This window comes from Bifidobacterium psychraerophilum (assembly GCF_000741705.1).
Lineage (GTDB): Bacteria > Actinomycetota > Actinomycetes > Actinomycetales > Bifidobacteriaceae > Bombiscardovia > Bombiscardovia psychraerophila.
Genome location: NZ_JGZI01000009.1, coordinates 494,915 through 518,932 on the forward strand (window position 1 = coordinate 494,915; position 24,018 = coordinate 518,932).

A 24,018-nucleotide genomic window follows, 5' to 3' on the forward strand; every position below is an offset into this window, starting at 1 on the left:
TGGATGTATGTGGTGCTGACCAATCAACGAGGATTGGGCGGGTTCGCAAGACAAGGGAGAGTGAACGATGAAGTTCGGCAAGCGAGCAATCGCACTTTTGGGGACTGTGGTGATGCTGGCTCCTCTGGCCGCTTGTGGTGGGTCAGGAAGCGACTCAGGTGCCTCCAGCGGCGGCAAGACCGAAGTGCTGGTCTGGGCCTGGGATTCAACACTGTCTCGTACGGTGGCGGGTTTCGAAAAGGAGAACCCCGATATCACCGTCAAGATCACTAATGCAGGAACGAACAAGGACGAATATACGGCGCTGAACAACGCCATGTCGGCGGGGAAGGGCGCCCCTGACATCGCGCAGATCGAGTACTACGCCCTGCCGGAGTACGTGATCAGGGAGAACGTTCAGAACATTTCCGATCTGGGCGCCTCGGGTTACAAGGATTTCTACACTCCAGGCACATGGAGCTCGGTCAACATCAATGGAGGCGTCTACGGGCTGCCACTCGATTCCGGCCCGATGGCCTTCTTCTACAACAAGGAGGTCTTCGACAAGGCGGGGGTCACGCAGATTCCCACCACATGGGATGAGTTCTACGAGGCAGCCAAGAAGATTCGCGCGACGGGGTCATACATCACCTCTGATTCGGGGGATGCGGGCTTCTTCGACTCGATGACATGGCAGGCCGGTGCCACCCCATTCTCCACCAGCAACGACGGCAAGGAGGTGAGCATCAATCTCACATCCGATAGCGGCGTGAAGAAATGGACGGATTTCTGGCAGAAGATGATCAATGAGGACCTCATCGACACCAAAACAGCCGGATGGACGGATGACTGGAACAAGGGTCTCAATGACGGTTCGATCGCATCCCTGCTGACCGGCGCATGGATGCCGTACAACCTCCTCTCGGGAGCACCGGACGGTTCCGGCAAGTGGAGGGTCGCCCAGATGCCCACCTGGGAGCAGGGCGGCACGGAGAACTCCGAGAACGGCGGATCGTCTCTGGCGATCATCAAGTCCGATGACGAGGCCAAGGTCAAAGCCGCATACAAGTTCCTGGAGTACGCGACGCATAACGCCGCAGGCATCAAGGAGCGCGTCGACGGCGGTGCCTTCCCGGCCGATAACGACACCCTCGCCTCCGAGGACTTCCTGAGCATGACCTCACTCAAGGATGCCGATGGCAAGGATAACGAGTACTTCGGCGGACAGGAGTTCAACAAGGAGCTGGCAAAGGCGGCGGCCAATGTCATCACCGGCTACAAGTTCCTGCCATTCGAGGTCTATGCGCGAGGCGTGTTCGCCGACGATGTCGGCGGGGCCTTCACCGATAAGTCGATCACCCTCCAGGAGGGGATCGCAGCCTGGCAGAAGAACCTCAAGAGTTATGCGGAGAGTCAGGGTTACACGGTGAAGTGAAGTAACACAGTGCAGTCAAGTAACGCGGTGAAGTGAAGCTCCACAGTGCAGTGTGAACTAGCACATGCAGTTAAGCAGCACGGTGCAGTGAAGTGAGACAGTGGAGTGAAGCAGCGCAGTGCGGTGGGACCGCAAGCTGAAGTGGGGCTTCACCGATACGCAGGGGTCATGGCGGCGGGGCCGCAGCGAATATCCTTCGCTGCGGCCCCGCCGCCCGCATATCCGGATCCGCCGTTTTCGACCAGGTCGAAAGGGGTGGCCTCAGGTCAGTCCGCGAAACTCAGCGTCGCGTGTTCCTGGCATAGATCAACGCCATCCCCTTGAACAGCAGATTCGGGTCATAGGTGTCTACCGCGTCGATGTCGTGCGCGAACACCCTGCCGAGTCCGCCGGTGGCGATGACTGTGAATTCCGATGCCAGCTCCTGCTGGAACTGCTCGATGGTGCGTTCCACACCACCGAGGAAGTTGTAATACAGGCCCGCCTGCATGGCGGAGCGTGTGCTCGATGCGAGGATGGTGTCCGGTTTGATGATCTCCACCTCCGGAAGCTGGGCGGTCTGCCCCCACAGGGCGGCGGCGCCCGATTGGATGCCCACGGTGATGAGTCCTGCGGTCAGCGCCCCCGTGGCGTCGACGTAGGCGTATGTGGTGGCGGTCCCGAAATCGATGACGAGTGCCGGGCCGCCGTATACGAAGTAGGCCCCCGCACAGCCCGCCAGGATGTCGCCGCCCACGGAGGCGGGATCATCCATGCGAATGTTGATTCCCGTTTTGATGCCGGGGCCGACGATCATCGGGTCGATGTCGAAGAACTTGATGATCGCCGATCGGAACGAGTACATGACCTTGGGCACCACGGATGTGATGATCACATCATCCACATCATCTGCCTGGTAGCCGCTCATATTCAGGAATTCCTTGATCATCAGGCCGTACTCGTCCGACGACCGGCTTGTTTTCGTGGTGATCCTGTAGCTTCCCGCGATCGTCGAGTTATCCATGAATCCCAGGACGATGTTGGTGTTTCCGATGTCAACGGCGACGAGCATGGGGATCTCCTTCGAAGGTGTGAGCAGTCCGTTGCTTGCTGGTCCGGCAAGGGGCAATGGTCATTACAGTAGCCGCATGGGCCTGTTCTCAGCATAATCGCAGGACCATCACCACAAATTCTATGTCCGTTGTTAGGATGGATTCCGGTGGTCGACCCGGATTCGGGCGGCCAATCGCAGCTTTTCTGACCGCGGCTTCGGGCATCCCAGGGTGCCGGGTGTCGCTGTCATGGGAGCCATGAACGAAGAGAGCAACAATGTCGGGAAACATTGAACCAGGAACCACTGAACCGGAAAACAAAGAACCGGAAAATATCGAAGCGGAAAGCACCGCGCCGGGCGGCACAGGACCGGGAAACAAGGATTCTGCCGGGCCGCAGCCGGAATACGACGCATCCACAAGTGAGACCACCCCGGACGCAGCCTCCGGAAGCACCGATGAGACGCTGAACGCACTGAGCAAAAAGCCGAAGGGGCGCAGAAACTGGCTGCTGGCCCTGATCGCGCTTATCGTCGTGATCGCGGTGTCCGCGGGTGCATGGGTTTTCTCATCCCTGCGTTCGACGCCGGCGTCTACTGGCACCGTGGCGAAAAGCGTCACCATCGGGTTGAAGCTGGCACCCACGAACCTCGATATCCGCAACGAGTCGGGATCGGCACTCGATCAGGTGCTTATCGGCAATGTGTATCAAGGACTTGTGGCACGTTCCTCGGAGAACAAGGTGGTACCGGCCATCGCCAAATCATGGAGCAAATCCGATGACGGCCTGACCTACACCTTCACACTCAATACCGGTATGCACTTCTCCAATGGGGATGTCCTTGATGCCAATGATGTGGTGTGGTCCATCCGGGAGTTGGTCGATAAGCAATACACCGATGCGGATGTGCTGTCGACCATGAAGTCGATCACCGCCACGGACGACAACACCGTGGTCATCACACTCAACAAGCCGTATTCGGCTCTGCTGTGGGCTCTCAGTGGCAGGGCCGGACTGGTGTTCGACAAGGACGCCAGCTACGACGCCAAAACGCAGGCGGTGGGTTCGGGTCCGTTCCTGCTCAGTTCATTCAGGCAGGGCGATTCGATCACATTGACTGCGGACGGGAAATACTGGGGCAGTGACAAAGCGAAGACCCAGGAGATCATCATCCGCTATTTCGCCGATGACAATGCCGCGGTCAATGCGTTGAAAAGCGGGGACGTGCAGGTGCTGGCGCCCATCACCGAAAATCTCGCCTCGACCTTCTCGAACAACGATGATTACGTCGTCAAAGCCGGTGACGATACCGATAAATTCGTGCTCGCATTCAACTCGAAGGGGACGTCCACATCCGACAAGCGTGTGCGTCAGGCGATCAGATACGCCATCAACAATGAGGAGCTGATCGCGGCACGCGGTGGTTCGGACGCCGCACTGGGAGGCCCCATCCCATCCCTGGATCCCGGGTATGAGGATCTCACCGATCTGTATCCGTACAATCCCACCAAGGCGAAATCGCTGCTTGCCGAAGCCGGGTATTCCACTGCGAAGCCACTCACCTTGCGTTTTGAGTATGCGAATATCTATGGGACGGAAATCGGCGATCAATTGAAATCCCAGTTGAAAGCCGTCGGCATCGATCTTCAGGTGAATGTGGTCGAGTTCTCCGCATGGCTTCAGGACGTGTACACGAATAAGGATTATGACCTCTCGCTGGTGGACCACAACGAAAGCCACGACTTCTACCAGTGGGCGGACCCGGAGTACTACTACAACTATGACAATCCCAAGGTCCAGGAGCTCTATGCGAAGGCGCTCGCGGCCACAAGTGACGAGGAGGAGGAATCCTTGCTGCGCCAGGCGGCGCGTCTCGTCAGCGAGGACGCCCCAGCCGATTGGTTGTTCAACTACAGGGTGACCACGGCCCGTGTGAAGGGGCTCAGCGGCTTCCCCGTGAATCTGAACCAATCCTTGCTGCCGCTGTGGAATGTGACGATGCGGAATCCCGCCTGAGCATAAGCAGGGCCTGATGGAGGATCGCTCCGTGGTGCAGGCGGGCGCGGCATAATGGTGAGTGTTTCGCCCGGACACGGGCTTCGAAGGGGCGACTAAGGAGATATGCATGCTTGCTGTGGTCAGGCGTCTGCTGCTGTTCGTGGCGGCCTTGTTCGGCATGTCGCTGCTGGTATTCGCTGCCTTGCGCATACTCCCCGGTGATGTGGCCTCAGTGATGGCCGGCGTCAACGCGACGCCGCAGCGGGTCGAGGCGCTCCGGGAGCAGTTGGGTTTGAACCGTTCCATCGCGGAGCAGTACGGCAGTTGGCTGGGAGGTGTGCTGCGAGGCGATTTCGGCACCTCACTGCTCACCGGACGCTCGATCAGCGCGCAGATCGGTGTGAGATCCCAGGTCACCTTTCCCCTGATCGCACTCGGTATGCTGATCGCCTTGCTGATCGGCATACCGGCGGGTTGCGCAGGCGCATTGGCCACGAGCAGACCCGCGCGCCAGAGCTTCCGTGCGATTTCCATCATCGGAGGATCCATACCCGCGCTTTGGGGCGGCCTGTTGCTGATCCTGCTTTTCGGCAGGGGAGTGGGGCTTATCGGCATACTGCCCTCGCAGGGTTTTCCGCAGCAGGGATGGCAGAATCCCCTCCAAGCGGTGATGTCCCTGCTGTTGCCGGCGATGACGGTCGGCATCATCGTCGCCGCAGGCATCATGCGATACACCCGCTCGGCGCTGAACGAGGTGATGGGCTCCTCCTTCATCGATATGGGGATGGCATGCGGCATGACCAGACGTCAGGCCACATTGCGCATCGGACTGCGGATTATCGCACCCCAGCTGGTATCCGTGATCGGCCTGACCCTTGCGGAGATGATCACCGGGGTCGTCGTGGTCGAGAATCTTTTCGCGCTGCAGGGACTCGGTTCGATGCTGATCACCGATGTGGGCAATCGTGATCTGCTCACGGTGCAAAGCGAACTGTTCCTGCTCTCGGCATTTTTCCTCACCATAGGTCTGGTGGTCGATATGCTGCATCAGCTCATTGATCCGCGCCTGAGGGCCGTGAAGGGGGGAATACAGCAATGAACAGACGTCGAAGCGCCATCGTGCTCACATCGATATGGAGTACGGCGACGGGACGGTTCTCACTGATCGTGATGTCCTGCTGGCTGTTGGTCGCCCTGCTGTCGCTGGTATGGACCCCATACTCGCTGTGGGCCACAGACGGTTTTCATGTGTGGCAGTCGCCCTCATGGTCGCACCCGCTTGGCACCGACGGTAGCGGGGCGGATGTGCTGAGCTGGCTGATGGCGGGATCGGCCACCAATCTTCTGATCGTGCTGCTTGCGGTAATCCTCACCGCCATATGTGGCCTGCTGCTGGTCGCGGCTATGCTCTCATCCCATCTGGGACTTTCACAGCTCGCCGTTGTGGTCATAGATGCCTTGATCTCCTTGCCCACGGTGCTGGTGGCGCTGATTCTCGCCGTTCCTTTCGGACCGAGCATCATGGTGATTGTGGTGGCCTGCTCCTTCGGCTACTCCCTGAACCTGGCACGCATCGTGCGCCCACAGGCCATGCTGGTGGCCCGATCGGCCTATGTGGAATCGGCTCTGTCGAACGGAGCCAGCGCAGGCAGGGTGTTGATGACCCATATCGTGCCTAATATCCTGCCGCTGCTGTTGGTGCAGCTCTCCATGTGCGCAGGTACGGTCATTCTGGCCGAATCCGGATTGACGTATCTCGGTATAGGGGTGCCCAGTTCGGTCGCTTCGTGGGGGCATTCCCTCGCCACCTCGGTGAAGTTCATCAATGTCTATCCTCTCGCCGTGATATGGCCGGGATTGGTGGTCACCGTCGTCGTGGTCGCACTCAATCTCTTCGGTGATGCCCTGCGTGATGCCGTCGATCCCTTGGAGAACCCACGGTTGCGTAATCCATCCCCTGCTCCGAGCGAAAAGACACAGGAGGCCGCTGATGTCCGTGAATCTTGAGGATCTGAGGATCTCCATCGCAGGGCGGAGCATTGTGAAAGGCATCTCGATGAGAGTCGGGGACGGTGAGCGCGTAGGTCTGATCGGTGCTTCGGGTTCAGGCAAATCCATGATTGCCAAAGCCTGCCTTGGCCTGCTGCCGTCGGTTGCGGATGTCCGGGGGTCGATTCGCATCGGGCAACAGGAGATCGTGGGCGCTGATGAGCGCAAACTAGCGGGTATCCGGGGGAGTGCGACGGGACTGGTGGTGCAGAACCCAGCCGCCGCGCTCAATCCCGTCAAACGCGTTTTCGATCAGGTGGCGCTGCCCTTGACGTTGCATTACCAACTGGATCGTGAGCAGATCAGAACGCGTGTGATCGATATGCTGCGCCGTGTCGGTCTCACGGAGACGATCGCCGATAAATTCCCCCACCAGCTTTCCGGCGGGCAGCAGCAGCGTGTGGCGATAGCCACGGCTCTCGTTACCTCGCCGAAGTTCATCATCGCCGATGAGCCCACCACATCATTGGATTCGATTACCCAGCAGCAGATCGTCGATGTTCTGGTGTCCCTGGTGGATGATTCGGGGGCTTCGATGCTGTTCATCACCCATGACTTCTCGGTGCTCTCCCGCGCCACCACCCGCTGTGCGGTGTTGGACGAGGGCGTGCTGGTGGAGGAGGGTTCCACACATGATCTGCTCAGGGAGCCCAAGCATCCGGTCACGCGGATTCTGGTCAACGCCGCAACCGAGCTGACCTTCCAGAGGAACGCCGTGGGGCAGGGGATCACTGATGGGCAAGGTGTTCACGGCAGGAATGATGAAGGGGCGGCGCGATGACCGATTACGATTCCGCTGCAAACGCGACCTCGGAACAGGGCGCCGTGATTCTTGAGGCAGAGCACCTGGTCAAACGCTACGATTCGAATTGGCGGATGCCTGCGACCTTGCAGGGACGACGACGCTTCTTCCGCCCGGATTCCTCTGGCGGATCGGCGGGCGCGCCGGGAAGGCCGGCGCCTCCGGCCCTCAACGACGTCTCGGTGCGTGTGCATGAAGGAGAGTGCCTGGCGATCATCGGAGCGTCCGGATCCGGGAAAACGACATTGACCCGCATATTGCTGGGACTCAGAAGCGCCGACTCCGGCGTCGTCCGATACAGGGGCGAGGATATCTCAACGGCTCCCGATGCGTTGAGGCGGATTCGCGAGGATTCCGCGATTGTGTTCCAGGACCCCTTCTCCTCCCTTGATCCGCGATGGACCGTCGGACGCTCGGTCGGGGAGGCGCTCGCCTTACGCAGGGACGCCCCATCGCGTTCGCAGACGGAGCAGCGTTCACGAGCCGCGATGAGACGCGTGGGCCTTGATGATGGGGCCCTGTTCGACCGTTATCCGATGGATCTTTCCGGTGGCCAGGCGCAGCGGGTGGCGATCGCGCGCGCACTGGTGGCTGCGCCTCGCGTGCTGCTGGCGGACGAGGCGATGAGCGCGATCGACATGAGCGCCCGCGTGCAGATACTGCACACCTTGGAGGCGATACGCGATGCCGATCCGGCAAGGCCGATGACGATGCTTCTGGTGTCCCACGATTTGGGGGTGGTCCAGCATATCGCCGATTCGATTGTGGTGCTGCGCGATGGTGAGGTGGTCGAATACGGCAAGGCCGAAGCGATGCTGAGCAATCCCCGGCAGGAGTATACGAAGCAGCTCATCGCCGCCGCCACATTGCGGTAGTCCGTACCTCCCGCCGGATGCCTGCCTATGCGCAGGATCGCCCTGTTGCTACAACACTCCCTGTGCGATCATCGCGTTGCCGACCTTGAGGAAGCCCGCGATATTCGCCCCGCGCATCAGATCATTGGTGGCGCCATAGGAATCAGCGGCTTTGGCGCAGGTGTGGAAGATATCGACCATGATGGCATGCAGACGGCGGTCAACGTCTTCGAAGCTCCACGATAGGCGCTGCGAATTCTGGCTCATCTCCAAGCCTGAAACGGCGACTCCGCCGGCGTTCGCGGCCTTCCCCGGTCCGTAGATCACGCCCGCCTGCTGCAGGGTCTCGATGGCCTGCGGTGTTGTGGGCATGTTCGCGCCCTCGCATACCACGGTGCAGCCGTTGGCGACCAGGGTTTTCGCGCCCTCGATGTCGAGCTCGTTCTGTGTGGCGCAGGGGAGTGCCACATCGCATGGCACGGACCACACACCTTCACAGCCCTCATGGTATTCGGCCGAAGGCACGAGTTGCGCGTATTCCTTGATGCGGCCTCGACGCTTCAGTTTGATGTCCTTGACCACTTCGACCTGGATGCCTTCAGGATCGTGGATGTAGCCGCTCGAATCCGAGACCGTAAGCACTGTGGCCCCAAGTTGTTGGGCTTTCTCGGCCGCGAAGATGGCGACATTTCCTGAGCCTGAGATGACGACGGTCTTATCGGCCAGCGAATCCCCGCGTATGGAGCTCATGGCTTCATCGGTGAAATAGCACAGACCGTAACCCGTGGCTTCGTTGCGTGCCAGCGAACCTCCGAATTCCAAGGCCTTGCCTGTCAGGGTGCCGGTGAATTCATCGCGGATGCGCTTGTATTGGCCGAAGAGATATCCGATTTCTCTCCCGCCGACGCCGATGTCTCCTGCGGGAACATCGGTGAACTGCCCGATATGGCGCTGCAGCTCGGTCATGAAGGCCTGGCAGAAACGCATCACTTCAGCGTCGCTGCGCCCTTTGGGATTGAAATCGGAGCCGCCCTTGCCTCCGCCCATCGGCAGTCCGGTCAGCGCGTTCTTCATGATCTGTTCGAAGCCCAGGAACTTCACGATGGACTGATTGACCGAAGGATGGAAGCGAAGCCCGCCCTTATATGGCCCGAGTGCCGAATTGAACTGGACGCGGTACCCGCGATTGACCTGTGTGCGACCCTGGTCGTCGGTCCATGCGACGCGGAACTGCACGAGACGTTCCGGCTCCACCAGCCGTTCAAGAACTCCTGCCGATTCGAATTCAGGATGTTGCCGGATCACGGGCTCCAGCGATTCGAGCACCTCGCGGACCGCCTGCAGGAATTCCTTCTGCTCGCCGTCCCGGTGTGTCACTTGTTCGTACACGCGTTGCGTATAGGCATCGTTGAACATATTCCTCCCCAAAGGATCTGAAACAAAACGCTGCAATCCTATGCCATCGGCAACACGAAGGCGAGGGAATGATGGAATATTCCGAAGTCTGATATGGCGGGCTCCGTGACGTATGCGTGGCTGTCGCGGGATCGTCAGGCTTCCATGCCCTCGGACATGTGCTATGGTGTTGCACATGTCGTTTATCTCATGTTGTTGTCGCTAACCACAGCCTGCAAGGCTCGCGGTTGACGACGCATAATTTGAGATAGGACTTGGGAGATTGTGGCGCAGTGGCCATATCTCAGTGCAGGATTCCACAGGAACATTCGGAATCATGAACCGTACGAATATGACGATGGATTCGATGCTGCACGGATGATGGCACACGGGCATCATGGCACCGGGCGGCCGGCGGCACCGGACCCCTCACTACATCCCAGGATTCGAATTTCAAGCATCATCCGCAGCTCTCGCAAGGCGCTTACCCGAAGACTTAGCAAAGCACCGAATAAAGCGAGGAATCATGAACATCTCCAAGAATGTAGCGGAACTGATAGGTAACACCCCACTGGTCGAACTTCACAGTGTCACCGATGACGTAGAGGCCAGGGTCGTCGTGAAGGTCGAATATTTCAATCCCGGGGGATCCTCCAAGGACCGAATCGCCGAGCGCATCATCGATGCGGCCGAGCGCAGCGGGCAGCTTCAGCCCGGCGGCACCATCGTCGAACCGACGAGCGGCAATACGGGCGTGGGGCTTGCCCTGGTCGCCCAGCAGCGTGGATACCGCACGATCTTCGTCGTTCCCGACAAGGTCTCTGAGGACAAGCGTGCGGTGCTTCGGGCATACGGCGCCGAAGTCATCGTGACCCCAACCGATGCCGGCCCGGATGATCCACGCTCGTACTATGCGGTTTCGGACCGTCTTGCCCGTGAGATCCCGGGTGCTTTCAAACCGAACCAGTATTCGAATCCCAACGGACCGGAAAGCCACTACCACACCACGGGGCCGGAAATCTGGCGGGATACGGATCGGCGTCTCACACATTTCGTGGCAGGCATCGGCACCGGTGGAACGATAACCGGGACAGGGCGATTCCTCAAGGAGGCCTCGCAGGGCGCCGTCCAGATCATCGGCGCGGACCCCGAAGGTTCCATCTATTCCAATCCCGATGACGTGCATCAGTATCTGATCGAGGGCGTAGGTGAGGATTTCTACCCCCAGGCCTTCGATCCCTCCATCCCGGACGAGATCGTGCAGGTCAGTGATGCCGAGGCTTTCGACATGACGCGTCGGATGGCCCGTGAGGAGGGATTGCTGGTCGGCGGGTCATCCGGCATGGCCGTTGTCGCCGCCCTCAAATCCGCCCGAATGCATGGCCTCGGTAAGGATTCCCTGATGGTGGTGCTGCTTCCCGATTCGGGACGAGGGTACCTGTCGAAGATCTTCTCCGACGAGTGGATGGGTGAGAACGGTTTCTCCGATGTGCTGAGCCGTGGCACCCAGCGGCCCGTGGTGTCAGGGCAGGCGCAGTGAGCATCCGCACAGCCGATACACGAATATACGAGTTTGCGTAACGATGGATTCCCTCCCTCGCGGGCCCGGAATCGCATCACATCCAACAAGGACCAACAAGCGGCGATGATCGCGCAGATCATGACCGAACGATCAACATATAAGGAATGACAATGGCTAACACTGATTTGAGCACGGCGGATATCGCGACACGGGCAATCCACGCAGGGCAGGAGCCGGATCCCACGACAGGGGCCGTGGTGCCTCCCATTTACATGTCCTCGACCTTCAAGCAGGACGGTGTTGGAGGGCTGCGCGGAGGATACGAATACAGTCGTTCGACCAACCCGACCCGTGACGCCTTCGATGAGCAGCTGGCGGGTGTCGAAGGAGCGAAACATTCGATCTCCTTCTCCTCCGGCCTCGCGGCGATCGATGTCCTGCTCAGGTCCTTCCTCAAGCCAGGGGACAATATCCTGCTCGGCAATGATGTGTATGGAGGCACCTACAGGCTCCTCAGCAAGGTATTCGGTCCTTGGGGCATAGGCCTTGATGTGGTCGATGTCACGGATGTCCAAGCGGTCACGGAGCGTCTGTCAGCCAAGGAGTATGCGGTCGTATGGGTGGAGACCCCATCCAACCCCCTGCTGCGGATCACCGATATCGAGGCCGTGGTGAGCGTCGCGCACCAGCATGGAGCCAAAGTGGTGGTGGATAACACCTTCGCATCACCCGCCCTGCAGCACCCCTTGGAGGATGGCGCGGATGTGGTCGTGTATTCCACGACCAAATACATCGGCGGGCATTCGGATATCGTCGGCGGAGCCGTACTGCTGGATGACGATGATCTCTACGAGCAGGTCGCCTTCCTGCAGAACGCCGCCGGAGCCGTGCCCTCACCATTCGATTCATGGTTGGCGATTCGCGGGTTGAAGACCCTGGACCTTCGGGTTAAGCGCCATAGCGCCAACGCTCTGGCCCTGGCGGAGCACCTTGAGCAGCGCCCCGAGATCGAGCGCGTGTGGTACCCGGGGCTTGAATCACACCCGGGACATGCCATCGCCAAGCGTCAGATGCATGGCGGATTCGGCGGAGTGGTTTCGGTGCAACTCGCTGGCGGCATGGATGCGGCCAAGCGTTTCGTGGCGGGCACGCGGATTTTCACCTTGGCGGAGTCCCTCGGCGGTGTGGAATCACTGATCGAGCATCCCGCAGCCATGACGCATGCATCGGTTTCCGGTACTGCGTTGCAGGTTCCCGATAACCTGGTTCGCCTCTCGGTCGGCGTCGAAGGCAAGGACGACCTCATCGCAGACGTCGATCAGGTCTTGGATTCCTTGCGTGGCTGATACCACACCCCGGCAGACGGGGAAGGCCTCAAGCGCCTTCCCCGTCTGCCGTCGCTGCACGCGAAAAGTCGTGGAGCCTCATACACTGAACACATGACCCCGATAGACCAAGCGCTTGATGCCCTGCACACCTATTTTGGATATGATTCCTTCCGCTTGGGCCAGGATCGCGTGGTTGATGCGATTCTGACGGGGCATGACTCCCTGGCGGTCATGCCGACGGGCGCGGGGAAATCCATTTGCTACCAGGTGCCGGCAACGGTTTTGCCGGGTGTGACCATCGTCATCTCGCCACTGGTATCGCTGATGCGCGACCAGGTGGATGCCTTGGAGGATGCCGGCATCGCCGCCGCCTTCGTCAATTCGACGCAGAACACCGAAGAGCAGCGTGCGGTCATCTCCCAGGCCGCCCAAGGCAGTCTGCGCTTGCTGTACGTTGCGCCGGAACGCCTCTCAGCACCCTCCTTCCGGGGTCTGTGCGAACATCTGCAGATTTCGATGATCGCCGTGGATGAGGCGCATTGCGTCTCCCAATGGGGCCAGGATTTCAGGCCGTCATATCTTGATATCGGCGGGTTCATCGAAGGCTTCGTCAGACGTCCGGTCGTCGCGGCGTTCACCGCGACCGCCACCGAGCAGGTGCGCGCGGACATCGTGCGGATGCTCAACCTGCACGCCCCTGTGATGACGGTGACCGGTTTCGACCGGCCGAATCTGTTCCTTGATGTCATCCGCCTGGGCACCAAGGAAAAATCCGAGTGGATATCCCGGTATATCCATGAGCATGCCGATGATTCGGGCATCATCTACTGCGCCACCCGCAAGGAGACCGATGCGGTAGCTCAGGAATTGCGCCGGGGAGGGGTGTCCGCGGTCGCCTATCATGCCGGGTTGCAGCCCGATGATCGCGCCAAGGCGCAACGGGCCTTCGTCAACGATGAGGTCCAGGTGGTCGTCGCCACCAATGCCTTCGGCATGGGAATAGACAAGTCCAATGTCCGTTTCGTCATCCACCACAATATGCCCGAGAGCATCGAAGCCTACTATCAGGAGGCGGGCCGTGCCGGTCGCGATGGCGAGCCCGCACGGTGCACGCTGCTGTGGAACGAATCGGATATCGTCACGCGCAGGCGGCTGCTGGATATGGGCAATGCCAATGACCGCCTCAGCGCGGAGGAAAGCGAATTCGTGCGCTCGCATCGACGCAGGCTGCTGGGTGCGATGATCGGTTATTGCCGCACGGCGGATTGCCTGCATCAATACATCCTGCGCTATTTCGGACAACAGGGCGGCGATGCCTCCGTCAATGGTGCGGGTCGCGCCGGTGTAGATGGCACTGGTGCCGATGGTGCCGCCGGTGTTCCGGTCGAAGCTTCACAGTCCGTGGCGGCCGGCAACACCACGTCGGGCTGCAACAACTGCTCGAACTGCCTGGGGACCGTGAAATCCGTTGATGTGACGGATATCGCGAGGATGGTGAGCCGATGCGTGCATGACCTCGGGCAGAGCTTCGGTGCGGGGATGCTGGTCAGGGTGCTGCGCGGCTCGCAATCGCAGGATGTGCTCAGACGCGGCTTGGACCGTTGCGCGAGCTTCGGCAAGCTGCGCGACACCAACGAAGCCGTGATCCGTGACGTGATCAACCAGATGAGCGCCGATGACTATCTGCTGATCACCGAGGGGCGTCTGCCCTTGGTGAAGTTCGGAGCGCTTGCCGCGCAGACCGTGAAGCCCGATTTCAGCTATGCCATAACTAGTGTGATTCGCAAAGGTGATGTTCCCGGCCTCGCTGCCTCCTCCGCCGGTGATGGCCGGAGCCGCCGATCCCGGACAAACGCCATCCCCTCCACGGGAGGCGGAAGCGCGAACGAATCCTTGGATCCGGCTGATGAGGCGATGTTCCAGCATCTGAGGGAGCTGCGTACCCAGATTGCCCGTGAGATAGGCAAACCGCCATACATAGTCTTCTCGGACAAGACCCTGCGCGATATGGCGCAACGCCGACCATCCGACGAGTCTTCCATGCTTGACGTCAACGGCGTGGGCGAACACAAACTGGAGCTGTACGGCCAGCGTTTCATCGAGGCCATAACCACGATGGAGTAAGGCGTCCCAGGGGTTTTCACAGATGGATCCGCATCGCGCCGCGGTTCAAGGCTGACGATGACCGTCGCCCCCTGGGGTGAGGATGGTTGGTGTAAGCGCAACGGGAGCTTGTGTGCAGGCTGAGAGGAAGTCAACAGACTTCGACCGTGAACTTGATGCGGGTAATGCCGCCGTAAGGACAGATTTCATGACAATAACCATTGCCATCACAACCGTGTAGCGGTTTGGCGGCGAAGCGTGCGCTTGCCACGGCATGCCGCCTGATTCGTAACCGCTCATCAATCCGCATCAGGATCAACCATCAATCACCGCGGGCGCCCGCATGGGCTGAGATCGGGGAAACCCGAGCACCGTTAGAACCTGCCCGGGTAATTCCGGCAAGGGAAGGAACATCATGTCAGAGCCGTCTTCATCAGCATCGGCAGCATCAGGCAAGGCATCCACCACATCCGTGGACGACAACGCGAAACAGCATCGAGTGGATGACGCATCCCGATCCAGCAAGCAACGGGACCGATCGCATATCAGGACAACGCATTCGGTGGCATTCTCGAATGATTCCGGCACATACGGGCTTGAGATCCCCAGCACCAGCATTTCACTGAGCGACACGGTAACCCCCGCGTTCCTGCCGGGCGAGGCATCAAGCACCACGCCGAACGCACCATTCGAGGATTACAACACCGAAGGCCCTGAGCATGATGTGTTGAAAGGGCTGCCCGCATTGCGTGCGGAGTGGATCACTGACCGGAAGGACACCGTCTCGTACCAGGGCCGGCGCAGGGATCTCGAGGATGACGGGAAAGCCGCCGTGCGGCGTGGCGAGGCTTCCAAGGAATGGCAGGGGGAGCGCCGTGATCCGAGGAGAGGCAAGGAGCATCCGGTTACCCAGATGTGGTACGCCCGGCAGGGCGTCATCACGCCGGAGATGAAGTTCGTCGCCGAGCGTGAGCACTGTGACGTTGAGCTGGTCCGTACGGAACTGGCTGCCGGGCGTGCGGTGATGCCACTCAATATCAACCATCCCGAAGCCGAGCCGATGATCATCGGTGAGAAGTTCCTGGTGAAGATCAACGCCAACATGGGCAATTCCGCGGTGACATCGTCCATCGACGAAGAGGTCGAGAAGCTCACCTGGGCATGCAAATGGGGTGCAGACACGGTGATGGATCTGTCAACCGGCAACGACATCCACACCACGAGAGAATGGATTCTGCGCAATTCGCCCGTACCGATCGGCACGGTGCCGATCTATCAGGCCTTGGAAAAGGTCGATGAGGATGCGACCAGACTCACATGGGAGCTGTTCAGGGATACGGTGATCGAACAGTGCGAGCAGGGTGTGGATTACATGACCATCCATGCCGGGGTGCTGTTGCGCTATGTGCCGCTGACGGCCAACAGGGTGACCGGAATCGTGTCCCGTGGAGGCTCGATCATGGCGCAATGGTGCCTGGCGCACCATCAGGAAAGCTTCATCTACACGCATTTCGAGGAACTGTGCGAGATCTTCAAGCAGTATGACGTGTGCTTTTCACTGGGGGACGGTTTGCGTCCGGGCAGCCTGGCGGATGCGAATGACCAGGCGCAATTCGCGGAACTCATGACCTTGGCCGAACTCACACAGAAGGCCTGGAATCATGACGTGCAGGTCATGATCGAAGGACCTGGGCATATCCCCTTCGATACGGTTCGTATGAATATCGAAATCGAGAAAGCGCTATGCAAGGGCGCTCCCTTCTACACCTTGGGGCCCCTGACCACGGATTGCGCACCGGGATACGATCACATCACCTCGGCGATCGGGGCGACGGAAATCGCGCGATACGGCACCGCGATGCTGTGCTACGTCACGCCGAAGGAACACCTTGGACTGCCGAATAAGGATGACGTCAAAACCGGTGTGATCACCTACAAGATAGCCGCCCATGCCGCTGATATCGCGAAACACCACCAAGGTGCACAGGACCGTGATCTGGCGATATCGAAGGCCCGCTTCGAATTCCGATGGATGGACCAGTTCAACCTGTCCTACGATCCGGACACGGCCATCGCTTTCCATGACGATACCTTGCCCGCTGAACCGGCGAAAATGGCGCATTTCTGCTCGATGTGCGGCCCGAAGTTCTGTTCGATGGCCATCTCCCAGAACATCCGCAGTGAATACGGTGATGCCGAGCAGCAGGAGGAATTCATCCGCAACGGCATGGAGGATATGAGCCGCGCGTTCCATAAAACCGGAGATCAGCTGTATGTGCCGCAGCACTGAAGGCCAGACCATCTGAGAAGCCAAGATATACGTATAGTATGATATTGCACATCATGTTCATTGCGTACCCTCTTCGTCACTGCCTGTCGCAGGGGAGGGGTGCTGTTTCACAGAGATGGTGGTGCTCTCATGGCTTGGTTGCGTGGATGCTTGTCTTCTATGGGTGTGGTCGTGCGGAGTTTTCTCCCTGACGCTCATGCGCTTCATTCCGGTCGGGATTGCTGTGCCGGGGATGGCTCCCGCATGGGGCCGTCCCCGTCGCTGGTGCGGGTCCGGGTGCCCGGGGCGGCGGGGGAGTATGACCGGCGTATGTCGAAGAGGGGATTGCAGGCCCTCGTCGCATTCGGTCTGGTCCTGTTCCTGCTGGTGGCGGAGATGGTGGTGCCGGTGGAACGGGCCTCTGCCGCTCCTGTTGATCTTGGGCCTGACGGGTATTTCAGCACGCTGGGTGCGGGTGCGCTTCCGGTGGCTTCGGGTAATTGGGCTTCGACGCGTCGGATCGTGTTCGGCAAGCAGGGGAGTACGGGCACCTATGGTGGTGCAACGGTGTCTGGCGGGTACAAGACTCTGGCTAAGGGCGCGGTGGCGAGCGTACCGGATGCTGATTATGGCCCAAATCTGGCATATACGAGGTCTGCCACGACGTCGGTTGCGGCGAATGAGACCCTGTTGTGGGCCGATGATGTGGTGACCGCGGGGTTTCGGTTTGATACGAATGCCACGTATCGTAATTCCTTTGACAGTGCGACGGGCTCGTATCGCTCGAATCTGGCGACGGTGTCGGATGCGGTGGGTGCTGCGAATTATTCCTCCTTCGAGCAGTCCTTGATGCGTGCCGCTGCGGTGGAGGGTGTGTGCACCGCCGCTCAGCCGGTGGGCTGTGGTTCCGGGAGTTATACGCAGCAGTCCGATTCGGTGAACTCGTATCAGGTGTTCCCCTTGTCGATCGGTGATGTGAACAAGTACTTCAACCACACTTCCGGTTCAGCAACAAACGCTAATCTTGCCTGTCCTTCGAATACTTGTGCCAATGGTGCTGTTGGCTCTTGGCTGCGTTCTGCTCAATGGGGCTACGCGAGCGGTGCGTTCAGTGTGTGGTTCGACGGTCACCCGTCCAATTACGATACGGGCCTCACCGGTCTGGGTTTGCGTCCTGCTGTTCGTTTGAATCTTGATGGCTTGGTGTTGTCGGCTCTCAACAGTGATCAGGGTCAGGGTGCGTCGGGTGATTTGCGGTTGACCTTCGTGGATCCCGGTAAGCAGTTGCATACGTGGTCTGCTTCGGTGTCGGGTGCTGCGGGATCGCGGGCCTTGAGTCTGTCGGGCGCTTCGGATTTGGGCTCGGATATGGGTTGGAAGGTCGTGGATCCTGACACTGATGTGGTGTTGGGTTCGGGCAGGACGAGCGCGGGCGGCAATATGGCGTTACCCGAGGCGTTGATGCCGGATGTGTCGAAGGATTATGACCTGTACGTGTGGGGTCAGCAGGACGGCAGCGCGACCACGGGGTTGACGAATAGGGCCACCGAGCCGGTGAAGACCACGATCAAAGGTTGGAAGGTGAAGACCCCTCCCTCCTACGGCATCGACGTGACGGGTACCACATCGGGTGGGTTGAAGGCGTACAAAATCGGTGATTACACGGATACGGTGTTCGATCATACGGGTGCGCTCGGGTCGGTGAAATTGACGACCCCTGCCGCGGTGGTGTCCGCGCTTCTGGCTGCTGCTGGTGTGGCGGGTGGTGTGGGTGTGGATGCGGGTAATCCCATCGGCTGGGTGGGGTCGCGTTGGTTGGGGTATCCGACCAGTCCGTTGAGTGACGATGTGACTTCGGCGTTCAGTCCGTATGCGGGCAGTCTGCAGTTGTTCGCGCGCGCGTTGGCCGGTGACACCGCGTCCCTGGGGCCGGTGGCGGGCAGCCTGCCCGCCGGCACGTTCTCTTCCCTGTCGACTGTGGTGTTGCCGGTGTCTGGTCCGGGCTTGTATTTGGTGGTGGATGATAGTCAGGCGTCTGGTGGTTCCCTGCCGATCATCGTGGGCACCAGGGTCTTCAACCCGGATCTCGGGGATGATGGGGGTCTCGTGGATTTCGCCGACGCGGGCGTCAAAGGCAAGCCCAGGTTGGGTCGGGCTTCGTTGAAGACGAGCGTGTTGGATGTGTCGAAGCGTGTGCTCAATGATGCGGGTATGGATGGTTTCGACCTGGGTGGTCAGGTCGAGTATGAGATCGCGCTTCGAGTGCCTGACCTGTCGTCCTTCTCGGGTGTGCCGTACTCCTCTTACGTGTTCGCTTTGTCCGATGTGGCCGATGCGGGGTTGACCCTGCCTGCCGTGTCCGCGGTGCGGGTGTTGATGGATGTGCCTTCCCCGGATACGGATGTGACTGGCACACCGGGCTTGTCGGTCGGGGTGTCTGGTCAGACGGTGTCGGTGGATGGGTTGAAGGTCCTGTTCGCCGAGGATGTGTCCGGTCGTGTGGCGAATAAGGCCTCGGTTCCCGTGGGCTCCCTGATCCGCATCCGTTACAGTGCGGTGTTGAACACGGGCGCGTCCCTGTCCGCTCCGGGTGGTGGGGGTTTGCATCCGAATGTGAACACGGCGACCCTGACCCGCTCACGGGTAGCAGGGGTCTCATCGGGTTGGGATGACGCGGGCCCGGGCGTGGAGTCCAGGAGCGCCGTGGCGCATGCGTATGTGTTCGGGTTGGACCTGGTGAAGGTCGACAAGGACGACACCACCAGGGTATTGGGTGGCGCGGGTTTCGAGGTGAGCCGCGACGGGCAGCCGCTCGGCTTCGTGCAGCTGGCTCCGGGCGTGTACCGCTTGGCGGTGCCCGGTGACGCGGGTGCGCTCAGTGAGGTCTTCTCCCACACGGACGGCACGCTGTCGTTGCAGGGTGTGGAGGCTCGTGCGCTCTCCCTGAGGGAGAGTACGGCCCCGTCGGGGTATTTCAAGGTGCCGGCCTTCACCGTCGAGGTGCTCCCGGTGTGGAACACCGACGCCAGTGAGGTGACCTTGGCCTCATACCGTACCCATGGCACCAGCCTGGCCTTCGTGTCCCAGGATGGGCGCGCGGTCATGGTGGCCGACCCGGCCCACTCCCTGGCGAACCTGCCCTACACCGGGGGTGTCGGCATCCTCATCCTGCTGGTGCTTGCCATACTGTTTCTGGTGTTCGCGGTACGCCCGTACTATTTGTCCCACCGAGCCGAGGGCAAGGCCAACATCCTCGGCTGAGCCACAAAGCGCCGGGGAGTGCGCACCATGCTGCATGTAGAGCACCATTATCGGGGTGCCATGCAGCATGGTGCGCACTTCCATATCCAGACGGCCCTTCGCGTCTGAAGGCATGCACGGTGGTATGTGAAGCACCCTGATCGTCCCGGCTGGGCTGTCATATCCCACGGTTTCAATCTGCTCGGTGGACTTCGTGCCATTCAGCAGCGCGCGGATAGTGGGTGATTATGCCCGCATGGGCTTAGCATGAAAGACGGAAGCGAGTGCGCTATCACACCCGATGAAATGAAACATTGTAGGAAGGGAATGATCATTATGGCGAAACCGATTGTTGAAAGCTTCGAACTGGACCACACGAAGGTCAAAGCTCCATATGTGCGTCTGATCGATGTCGAGCAGGGACCAAGCGGCGACCGAATCTCCAATTACGATCTGCGTCTGGTGCAGCCCAATGAGAACGCCATTCCTACGGGCGGTCTGCATACCATCGAGCATATGATCGCGGTTCTTCTGCGCGAGCGCATTCCCGGTTATATCGACTGCTCACCATTCGGGTGCCGCACGGGATTCCATCTGCTGGCATGGGGCGAGCATGACACCGCCGACATCGCCAAGGCATTGAAGGAATCCCTGGACTTCATCGCGAATGAATCAACGTGGGATGATGTGCCCGGAACCGAAATCACCAGCTGCGGCAACTATCGCGATCACAGCCTGTTCTCCGCCAAGCAGTGGAGCAAGGACATACTTGCAGAGGGCATCAGCTCCGACGCATTCGAGCGCAAGGTCGTCTGAATCGGGATTGCCCGAAGCGGCAGCGTCACAAGCGGCATACGCTGAACCGGCTATACCTCGAAGGGGCATCCCGGATAGTGTGCTGCGGGCTGGTCCTGCCTGCAATCCGCATCCCGATCCCGGAAGGTTGGTGGACGCCTGCACCATGCAGCGGCCACCAACGTTTTGCCCAGTTTGTGTACAGCGCTGTGAGTGATATTGTTCGTGGGCACGTTTATTGTTGCACGGTCGGCAGGGGGCCATCCACAATCGGATATGCGGCTTGCCCCGTTCTTCACGGAACGGTGTCCCAGCAACAAGAGCAGGCTGCCAGAAAGGTGAATACGTGATTGAACCATCAGTGAACCCAGCGGAGACCGCAGAGCCCTCCCAGGCATATGTGCCGAACACTTTCACCGTTCCCGCCTTGCGGACTCCGTCCCTGGTGCAGCATTCAAGCGCCGGTGCCGCCGCTGATGAACCCTCGAAGGGTCAACGCCGTTTCAGGCATGCCGACAACAAGGATATCGATGCGATCCAGGCGATCTTCGCCAGGGCGCGACATCTGATGGCGCAGAATGGCAACCCGAGTCAGTGGGGATCCCTGTATCCCCTGAAGGAAACGGTTCAGGAGGATCTGCGTCTGCACCGGACCATGCTTCTTGTGGATCATGAAGGCGATCAGGGCCAGGAGCGCATCCTTGCGGTGTTCTCCGTATGCGAAGGTGAGGATCCGACCTATCAGACCATTACCGATGGGCAATGGCTGAATGATGAACCCTATGTGGCGCTGCACCGTGTGGCGTCGGCAGGCATCGTGCCGGGAGTGTCCCATGAATGCCTGAATTGGGTGATTGAGAACCACCGCAATGTCCGCGGTGACACCCACGAGCGCAACAAGGCGATGCAGCACGTATTCGAATCCGCGGGATTCAAACGCTGCGGCATCGTTCATCTGATCAACCACCGTGTTGGCGAAGCCGAAAGAATCGCCTACCACCACGCGCGATAAAGGGGCAACCTCGCCCTCTGCACGGCATTGGGTGAGTATTGCTTGAAGAAACGCTTGTGGGCTAACACAAATAGGTCATTTCGGGTTCACAATGGGGGTTATGACATTGAATGCTGCACCCCGCCTGGAATTTTCGTCGGAACTCGGAGAATCGAATTACAAACGCGCATGCCGCGAATACCCGGGTCAGGTACTGGTCGATCTGGCTGTGATGAAACGCAACATGGAGCATCTGGTCGATGTGTGCGGCGGCGCGCATTCCGGGACAGCCGTTATGGGAGTGGTGAAGGCGGATGCTTATGGGCATGGCCTGATTCCTTCGGCATTGGCCGCGCTCGCAGGGGGAGCGACCTGGCTGGGTACCGCGCAGCCCCGTGAGGCGCTGCTGCTGAGAAAAGCAGGCATCGGCCCTGATCGCTGCCATATTCTGACGTGGCTGTACAACGGCACAGCCGCACCATTCGAGGACTTGATCGCCTCCGATATCGACATCTCCGTAGGTTCGCTCGCAGGCATCGAAGCACTTGCCGCCGCCGCCCGCAAACTTGGGAAAACGGCACGCGTGCATGTCAAAGTGGATACAGGTTTCGGTCGCAACGGGTTCACCCCGGAGGCATTTGATGATGCCCTGGATCTGCTCGGACGTTTCAAAGCGGAGGGCGCCATTGAGATCATCGGCCAGTGGAGCCATCTCGCCGTGGCGGATATGCCGAAGCAGCCTGTTTTCGTGTCATCGACAGACAGGCAGATCGCCAATTTCGAGGAGTTCTCGCTGCGCATGCACGAGGCGGGACTCTCACCGCAAATCAGGCATCTGGCGAATACCGCCGCAACGCTGACGCGCCCTGCGATCCACTATGACCTGACCAGACCGGGAATCGGGCTGTATGGCTATGAACCCGATCCTTCCATGGGAACACCATCGAAGTACGCGCTCACCCCAGCCATGAGTCTGCAGGCCCAACTGGCCACGGTGAAACATCTTGAAGCCGGTCATGGCATCTCCTATGGCCGCACCTACTTGACGGAGCAGGAGACCAGCGCCGCGGTGATGCCCCTCGGCTATGCCGATGGCATCCACCGTTCGGCATCCGGTTCGGATGTGGAGGGCTCCCTGGGTCAGGAGCATCTTGGAGGGCCGATTCGCGTGATGACTACGGCAGGGCCGAGGCTGGTACGGGTCTCCGGCCGCGTATGCATGGACCAATGCGTACTCGATCTGCACGGCGATGCGGATCAGCTAGGCGTGCACGAGGGGGATACCGTGCTGCTCTTCGGTCCGGGGCGCGGCGAGGAGCAATGTGAGCCGACCGCGGATGATTGGGCTCGTGCGGCTGGGACCATATGCTACGAGATATTCACCTGCCTGCGCAGCCGAATCCCCAGGCTCTATCTGCATGCCCAGACGGCTCTGCCCGCCCAGGACCTGGGGATGCTTGATCCCCGGTCCCTGCTGTAAGGGTCCGCTCCGGCAGGGGCTTCGCTTCGCGGATCGCCGCTCATACTGTGTGATGCGTCATAGTCTCTGTCGGCGTAATAACTTGCAGGGGGCCGGCGAAGGTGGTGTCATATCAGTATGAGCGAATACAAAGGAAATGAACCGTCAGAGATTGCCTACACCGCCGTGGCCAATGTCACCGGTGGTCGAAATGGCCATGCCGTAAGTCATGAGCCTGACCTTGAACTTGATCTGGATACCCCCGTCGCAATGGGCGGCAAGGGCAACGGCACCAACCCGGAGCAGCTTTTCGCCATCGGTTGGGGCGCTTGCTTCCAGGGCGCACTGGGCCTTGCAGGCAAGGAGCTGCGAATCGCCGGCAGCAAGTTGGCGAAGAGCAAGGTGCGCACGCACGTCTCCATCGGACCGGAGGGTGAATCCTTCGGCATCAAGGCGAAGATCGAGGTCTTCGTTCCCGATGTTGACGAGGAGACCGTTGCCAAGCTCGTTGACCGCACCCAGGAGCTGTGCCCCTACTCCAAGGCGACTGCGGGCAATGTGCCTACTGAAGTCGTTGTTGTGGATGCCGATCCCTTCGAGTAATACCCGGAGATAGGCTTCATTCAGCCCTCACCGTGCCTGTCACGGTGAGGGCTTTCTCGTATGTCCTCCGTCCCAAAAACCTGAAGGACATGCGTTTTTGGCGACATGCCGAGGCGTCGTTGAAACATCAGGCATAAGAGTTCATCGAAACATAATCGTTCGTT

Annotated in this window: 16 protein-coding genes, 1 pseudogene and 1 riboswitch; of the genes and pseudogenes, 15 read left to right on the plus strand and 2 right to left on the minus strand. The window is 59.9% G+C overall.

Annotation, left to right across the window (positions count from 1 at the left end):
* Positions 1 to 67 precede the first annotated feature (67 nt).
* Positions 68 to 1,414 (plus strand): ABC transporter substrate-binding protein, encoded by a 1,347-nt coding sequence (locus tag BPSY_RS06055; RefSeq protein WP_033498191.1) that lies wholly within the window; start codon positions 68 to 70, stop codon positions 1,412 to 1,414.
* A gap of 280 nt (positions 1,415 to 1,694) precedes the next feature.
* Here BPSY_RS06055 and BPSY_RS06060 read toward each other — a convergent pair whose 3' ends face one another.
* Positions 1,695 to 2,465, minus strand: coding sequence for a type III pantothenate kinase (locus BPSY_RS06060; RefSeq protein WP_033498248.1), 771 nt, complete (start codon positions 2,463 to 2,465; stop codon positions 1,695 to 1,697).
* 257 nt (positions 2,466 to 2,722) lie between these two features.
* On the opposite strand from BPSY_RS06060, the gene BPSY_RS06065 reads away from it, so the two are divergent.
* The 5 genes from BPSY_RS06065 (at position 2,723) to BPSY_RS06085 (ending at position 8,170) form a co-directional block, all read left to right on the plus strand.
* Positions 2,723 to 4,462: an ABC transporter substrate-binding protein gene (locus BPSY_RS06065; RefSeq protein WP_081884285.1), complete on the plus strand. Its 1,740-nt coding sequence runs from the start codon at positions 2,723 to 2,725 to the stop codon at positions 4,460 to 4,462.
* 109 nt (positions 4,463 to 4,571) lie between these two features.
* Positions 4,572 to 5,543: an ABC transporter permease gene (locus BPSY_RS06070; RefSeq protein ID WP_033498238.1), complete on the plus strand. Its 972-nt coding sequence runs from the start codon at positions 4,572 to 4,574 to the stop codon at positions 5,541 to 5,543.
* Positions 5,540 to 6,451: an ABC transporter permease gene (locus BPSY_RS06075; RefSeq protein WP_051921755.1), complete on the plus strand. Its 912-nt coding sequence runs from the start codon at positions 5,540 to 5,542 to the stop codon at positions 6,449 to 6,451. The genes BPSY_RS06070 and BPSY_RS06075 overlap by 4 nt, the downstream gene beginning before the upstream one ends.
* Complete coding sequence (locus BPSY_RS06080; protein ID WP_081884286.1) at positions 6,435 to 7,274, plus strand: ABC transporter ATP-binding protein; 840 nt, start codon at positions 6,435 to 6,437, stop codon at positions 7,272 to 7,274. The genes BPSY_RS06075 and BPSY_RS06080 overlap by 17 nt, the downstream gene beginning before the upstream one ends.
* Positions 7,271 to 8,170: an ABC transporter ATP-binding protein gene (locus BPSY_RS06085; RefSeq protein WP_051921756.1), complete on the plus strand. Its 900-nt coding sequence runs from the start codon at positions 7,271 to 7,273 to the stop codon at positions 8,168 to 8,170. Before BPSY_RS06080 ends, BPSY_RS06085 begins: the two co-directional genes overlap by 4 nt.
* Before the next feature lie 48 nt (positions 8,171 to 8,218).
* Here the strand turns inward: BPSY_RS06085 and gdhA are convergent, their stop codons facing one another.
* The gene (gene gdhA / locus BPSY_RS06090; protein ID WP_033498240.1) at positions 8,219 to 9,565 is read right to left on the minus strand and encodes an NADP-specific glutamate dehydrogenase; all 1,347 of its coding nucleotides are present in this window, start codon (positions 9,563 to 9,565) and stop codon (positions 8,219 to 8,221) included.
* A gap of 505 nt (positions 9,566 to 10,070) precedes the next feature.
* On the opposite strand from gdhA, the gene BPSY_RS06095 reads away from it, so the two are divergent.
* From BPSY_RS06095 to BPSY_RS06135, 9 genes and pseudogenes are all read left to right on the plus strand, one after another.
* Complete coding sequence (locus BPSY_RS06095) at positions 10,071 to 11,084, plus strand: cystathionine beta-synthase (protein ID WP_033498242.1); 1,014 nt, start codon at positions 10,071 to 10,073, stop codon at positions 11,082 to 11,084.
* A gap of 146 nt (positions 11,085 to 11,230) precedes the next feature.
* Positions 11,231 to 12,412 carry a cystathionine gamma-synthase gene (locus tag BPSY_RS06100; RefSeq protein ID WP_051921757.1) on the plus strand — a complete coding sequence of 394 codons (1,182 nt, stop codon included), beginning with the start codon at positions 11,231 to 11,233 and terminating at the stop codon, positions 12,410 to 12,412.
* 93 nt (positions 12,413 to 12,505) lie between these two features.
* Positions 12,506 to 14,518, plus strand: a complete 2,013-nt coding sequence (locus BPSY_RS06105; RefSeq protein WP_033498245.1) for a RecQ family ATP-dependent DNA helicase — start codon at positions 12,506 to 12,508, stop codon at positions 14,516 to 14,518.
* 90 nt (positions 14,519 to 14,608) lie between these two features.
* Positions 14,609 to 14,715: riboswitch (TPP riboswitch) on the plus strand.
* Between the two features lie 266 nt (positions 14,716 to 14,981).
* Positions 14,982 to 16,787, plus strand: a pseudogene (thiC, locus tag BPSY_RS06110) (phosphomethylpyrimidine synthase ThiC); the annotation flags it as partial.
* A 309-nt stretch (positions 16,788 to 17,096) separates the two neighbouring features.
* Positions 17,097 to 20,027, plus strand: coding sequence for an isopeptide-forming domain-containing fimbrial protein (locus BPSY_RS06115; protein ID WP_034886700.1), 2,931 nt, complete (start codon positions 17,097 to 17,099; stop codon positions 20,025 to 20,027).
* 306 nt (positions 20,028 to 20,333) lie between these two features.
* The gene (locus BPSY_RS06120; protein ID WP_415455763.1) at positions 20,334 to 20,822 is read left to right on the plus strand and encodes an S-ribosylhomocysteine lyase; all 489 of its coding nucleotides are present in this window, start codon (positions 20,334 to 20,336) and stop codon (positions 20,820 to 20,822) included.
* A gap of 325 nt (positions 20,823 to 21,147) precedes the next feature.
* On the plus strand, positions 21,148 to 21,813 hold the full coding sequence (locus BPSY_RS06125; protein ID WP_415453568.1) for an N-acetyltransferase: 666 nt from the start codon (positions 21,148 to 21,150) through the stop codon (positions 21,811 to 21,813).
* 100 nt (positions 21,814 to 21,913) lie between these two features.
* Complete coding sequence (gene alr / locus BPSY_RS06130; protein ID WP_033498284.1) at positions 21,914 to 23,272, plus strand: alanine racemase; 1,359 nt, start codon at positions 21,914 to 21,916, stop codon at positions 23,270 to 23,272.
* Between the two features lie 117 nt (positions 23,273 to 23,389).
* Positions 23,390 to 23,854 carry an Ohr family peroxiredoxin gene (locus BPSY_RS06135; protein WP_033498283.1) on the plus strand — a complete coding sequence of 155 codons (465 nt, stop codon included), beginning with the start codon at positions 23,390 to 23,392 and terminating at the stop codon, positions 23,852 to 23,854.
* Positions 23,855 to 24,018: the final 164 nt, after the last annotated feature.

Bases quoted from the DNA above. Each gene is read 5' to 3' on its own strand.
- BPSY_RS06120 (WP_415455763.1), top strand. From the start codon at position 20,334: ATGATCATTATGGCGAAACCGATTGTTGAAAGCTTCGAACTGGACCAC.
- BPSY_RS06105 (WP_033498245.1), top strand. From the start codon at position 12,506: ATGACCCCGATAGACCAAGCGCTTGATGCCCTGCACACCTATTTTGGA.
- BPSY_RS06135 (WP_033498283.1), top strand. From the start codon at position 23,390: ATGAGCGAATACAAAGGAAATGAACCGTCAGAGATTGCCTACACCGCC.
- BPSY_RS06100 (WP_051921757.1), top strand. From the start codon at position 11,231: ATGACAATGGCTAACACTGATTTGAGCACGGCGGATATCGCGACACGG.
- alr (WP_033498284.1), top strand. From the start codon at position 21,914: ATGACATTGAATGCTGCACCCCGCCTGGAATTTTCGTCGGAACTCGGA.
- BPSY_RS06055 (WP_033498191.1), top strand. From the start codon at position 68: ATGAAGTTCGGCAAGCGAGCAATCGCACTTTTGGGGACTGTGGTGATG.
- BPSY_RS06070 (WP_033498238.1), top strand. From the start codon at position 4,572: ATGCTTGCTGTGGTCAGGCGTCTGCTGCTGTTCGTGGCGGCCTTGTTC.
- BPSY_RS06095 (WP_033498242.1), top strand. From the start codon at position 10,071: ATGAACATCTCCAAGAATGTAGCGGAACTGATAGGTAACACCCCACTG.
- BPSY_RS06115 (WP_034886700.1), top strand. From the start codon at position 17,097: ATGTCGAAGAGGGGATTGCAGGCCCTCGTCGCATTCGGTCTGGTCCTG.
- BPSY_RS06060 (WP_033498248.1), bottom strand. From the start codon at position 2,465: ATGCTCGTCGCCGTTGACATCGGAAACACCAACATCGTCCTGGGATTC.
- BPSY_RS06065 (WP_081884285.1), top strand. From the start codon at position 2,723: ATGTCGGGAAACATTGAACCAGGAACCACTGAACCGGAAAACAAAGAA.
- gdhA (WP_033498240.1), bottom strand. From the start codon at position 9,565: ATGTTCAACGATGCCTATACGCAACGCGTGTACGAACAAGTGACACAC.
- BPSY_RS06080 (WP_081884286.1), top strand. From the start codon at position 6,435: ATGTCCGTGAATCTTGAGGATCTGAGGATCTCCATCGCAGGGCGGAGC.
- BPSY_RS06085 (WP_051921756.1), top strand. From the start codon at position 7,271: ATGACCGATTACGATTCCGCTGCAAACGCGACCTCGGAACAGGGCGCC.
- BPSY_RS06075 (WP_051921755.1), top strand. From the start codon at position 5,540: ATGAACAGACGTCGAAGCGCCATCGTGCTCACATCGATATGGAGTACG.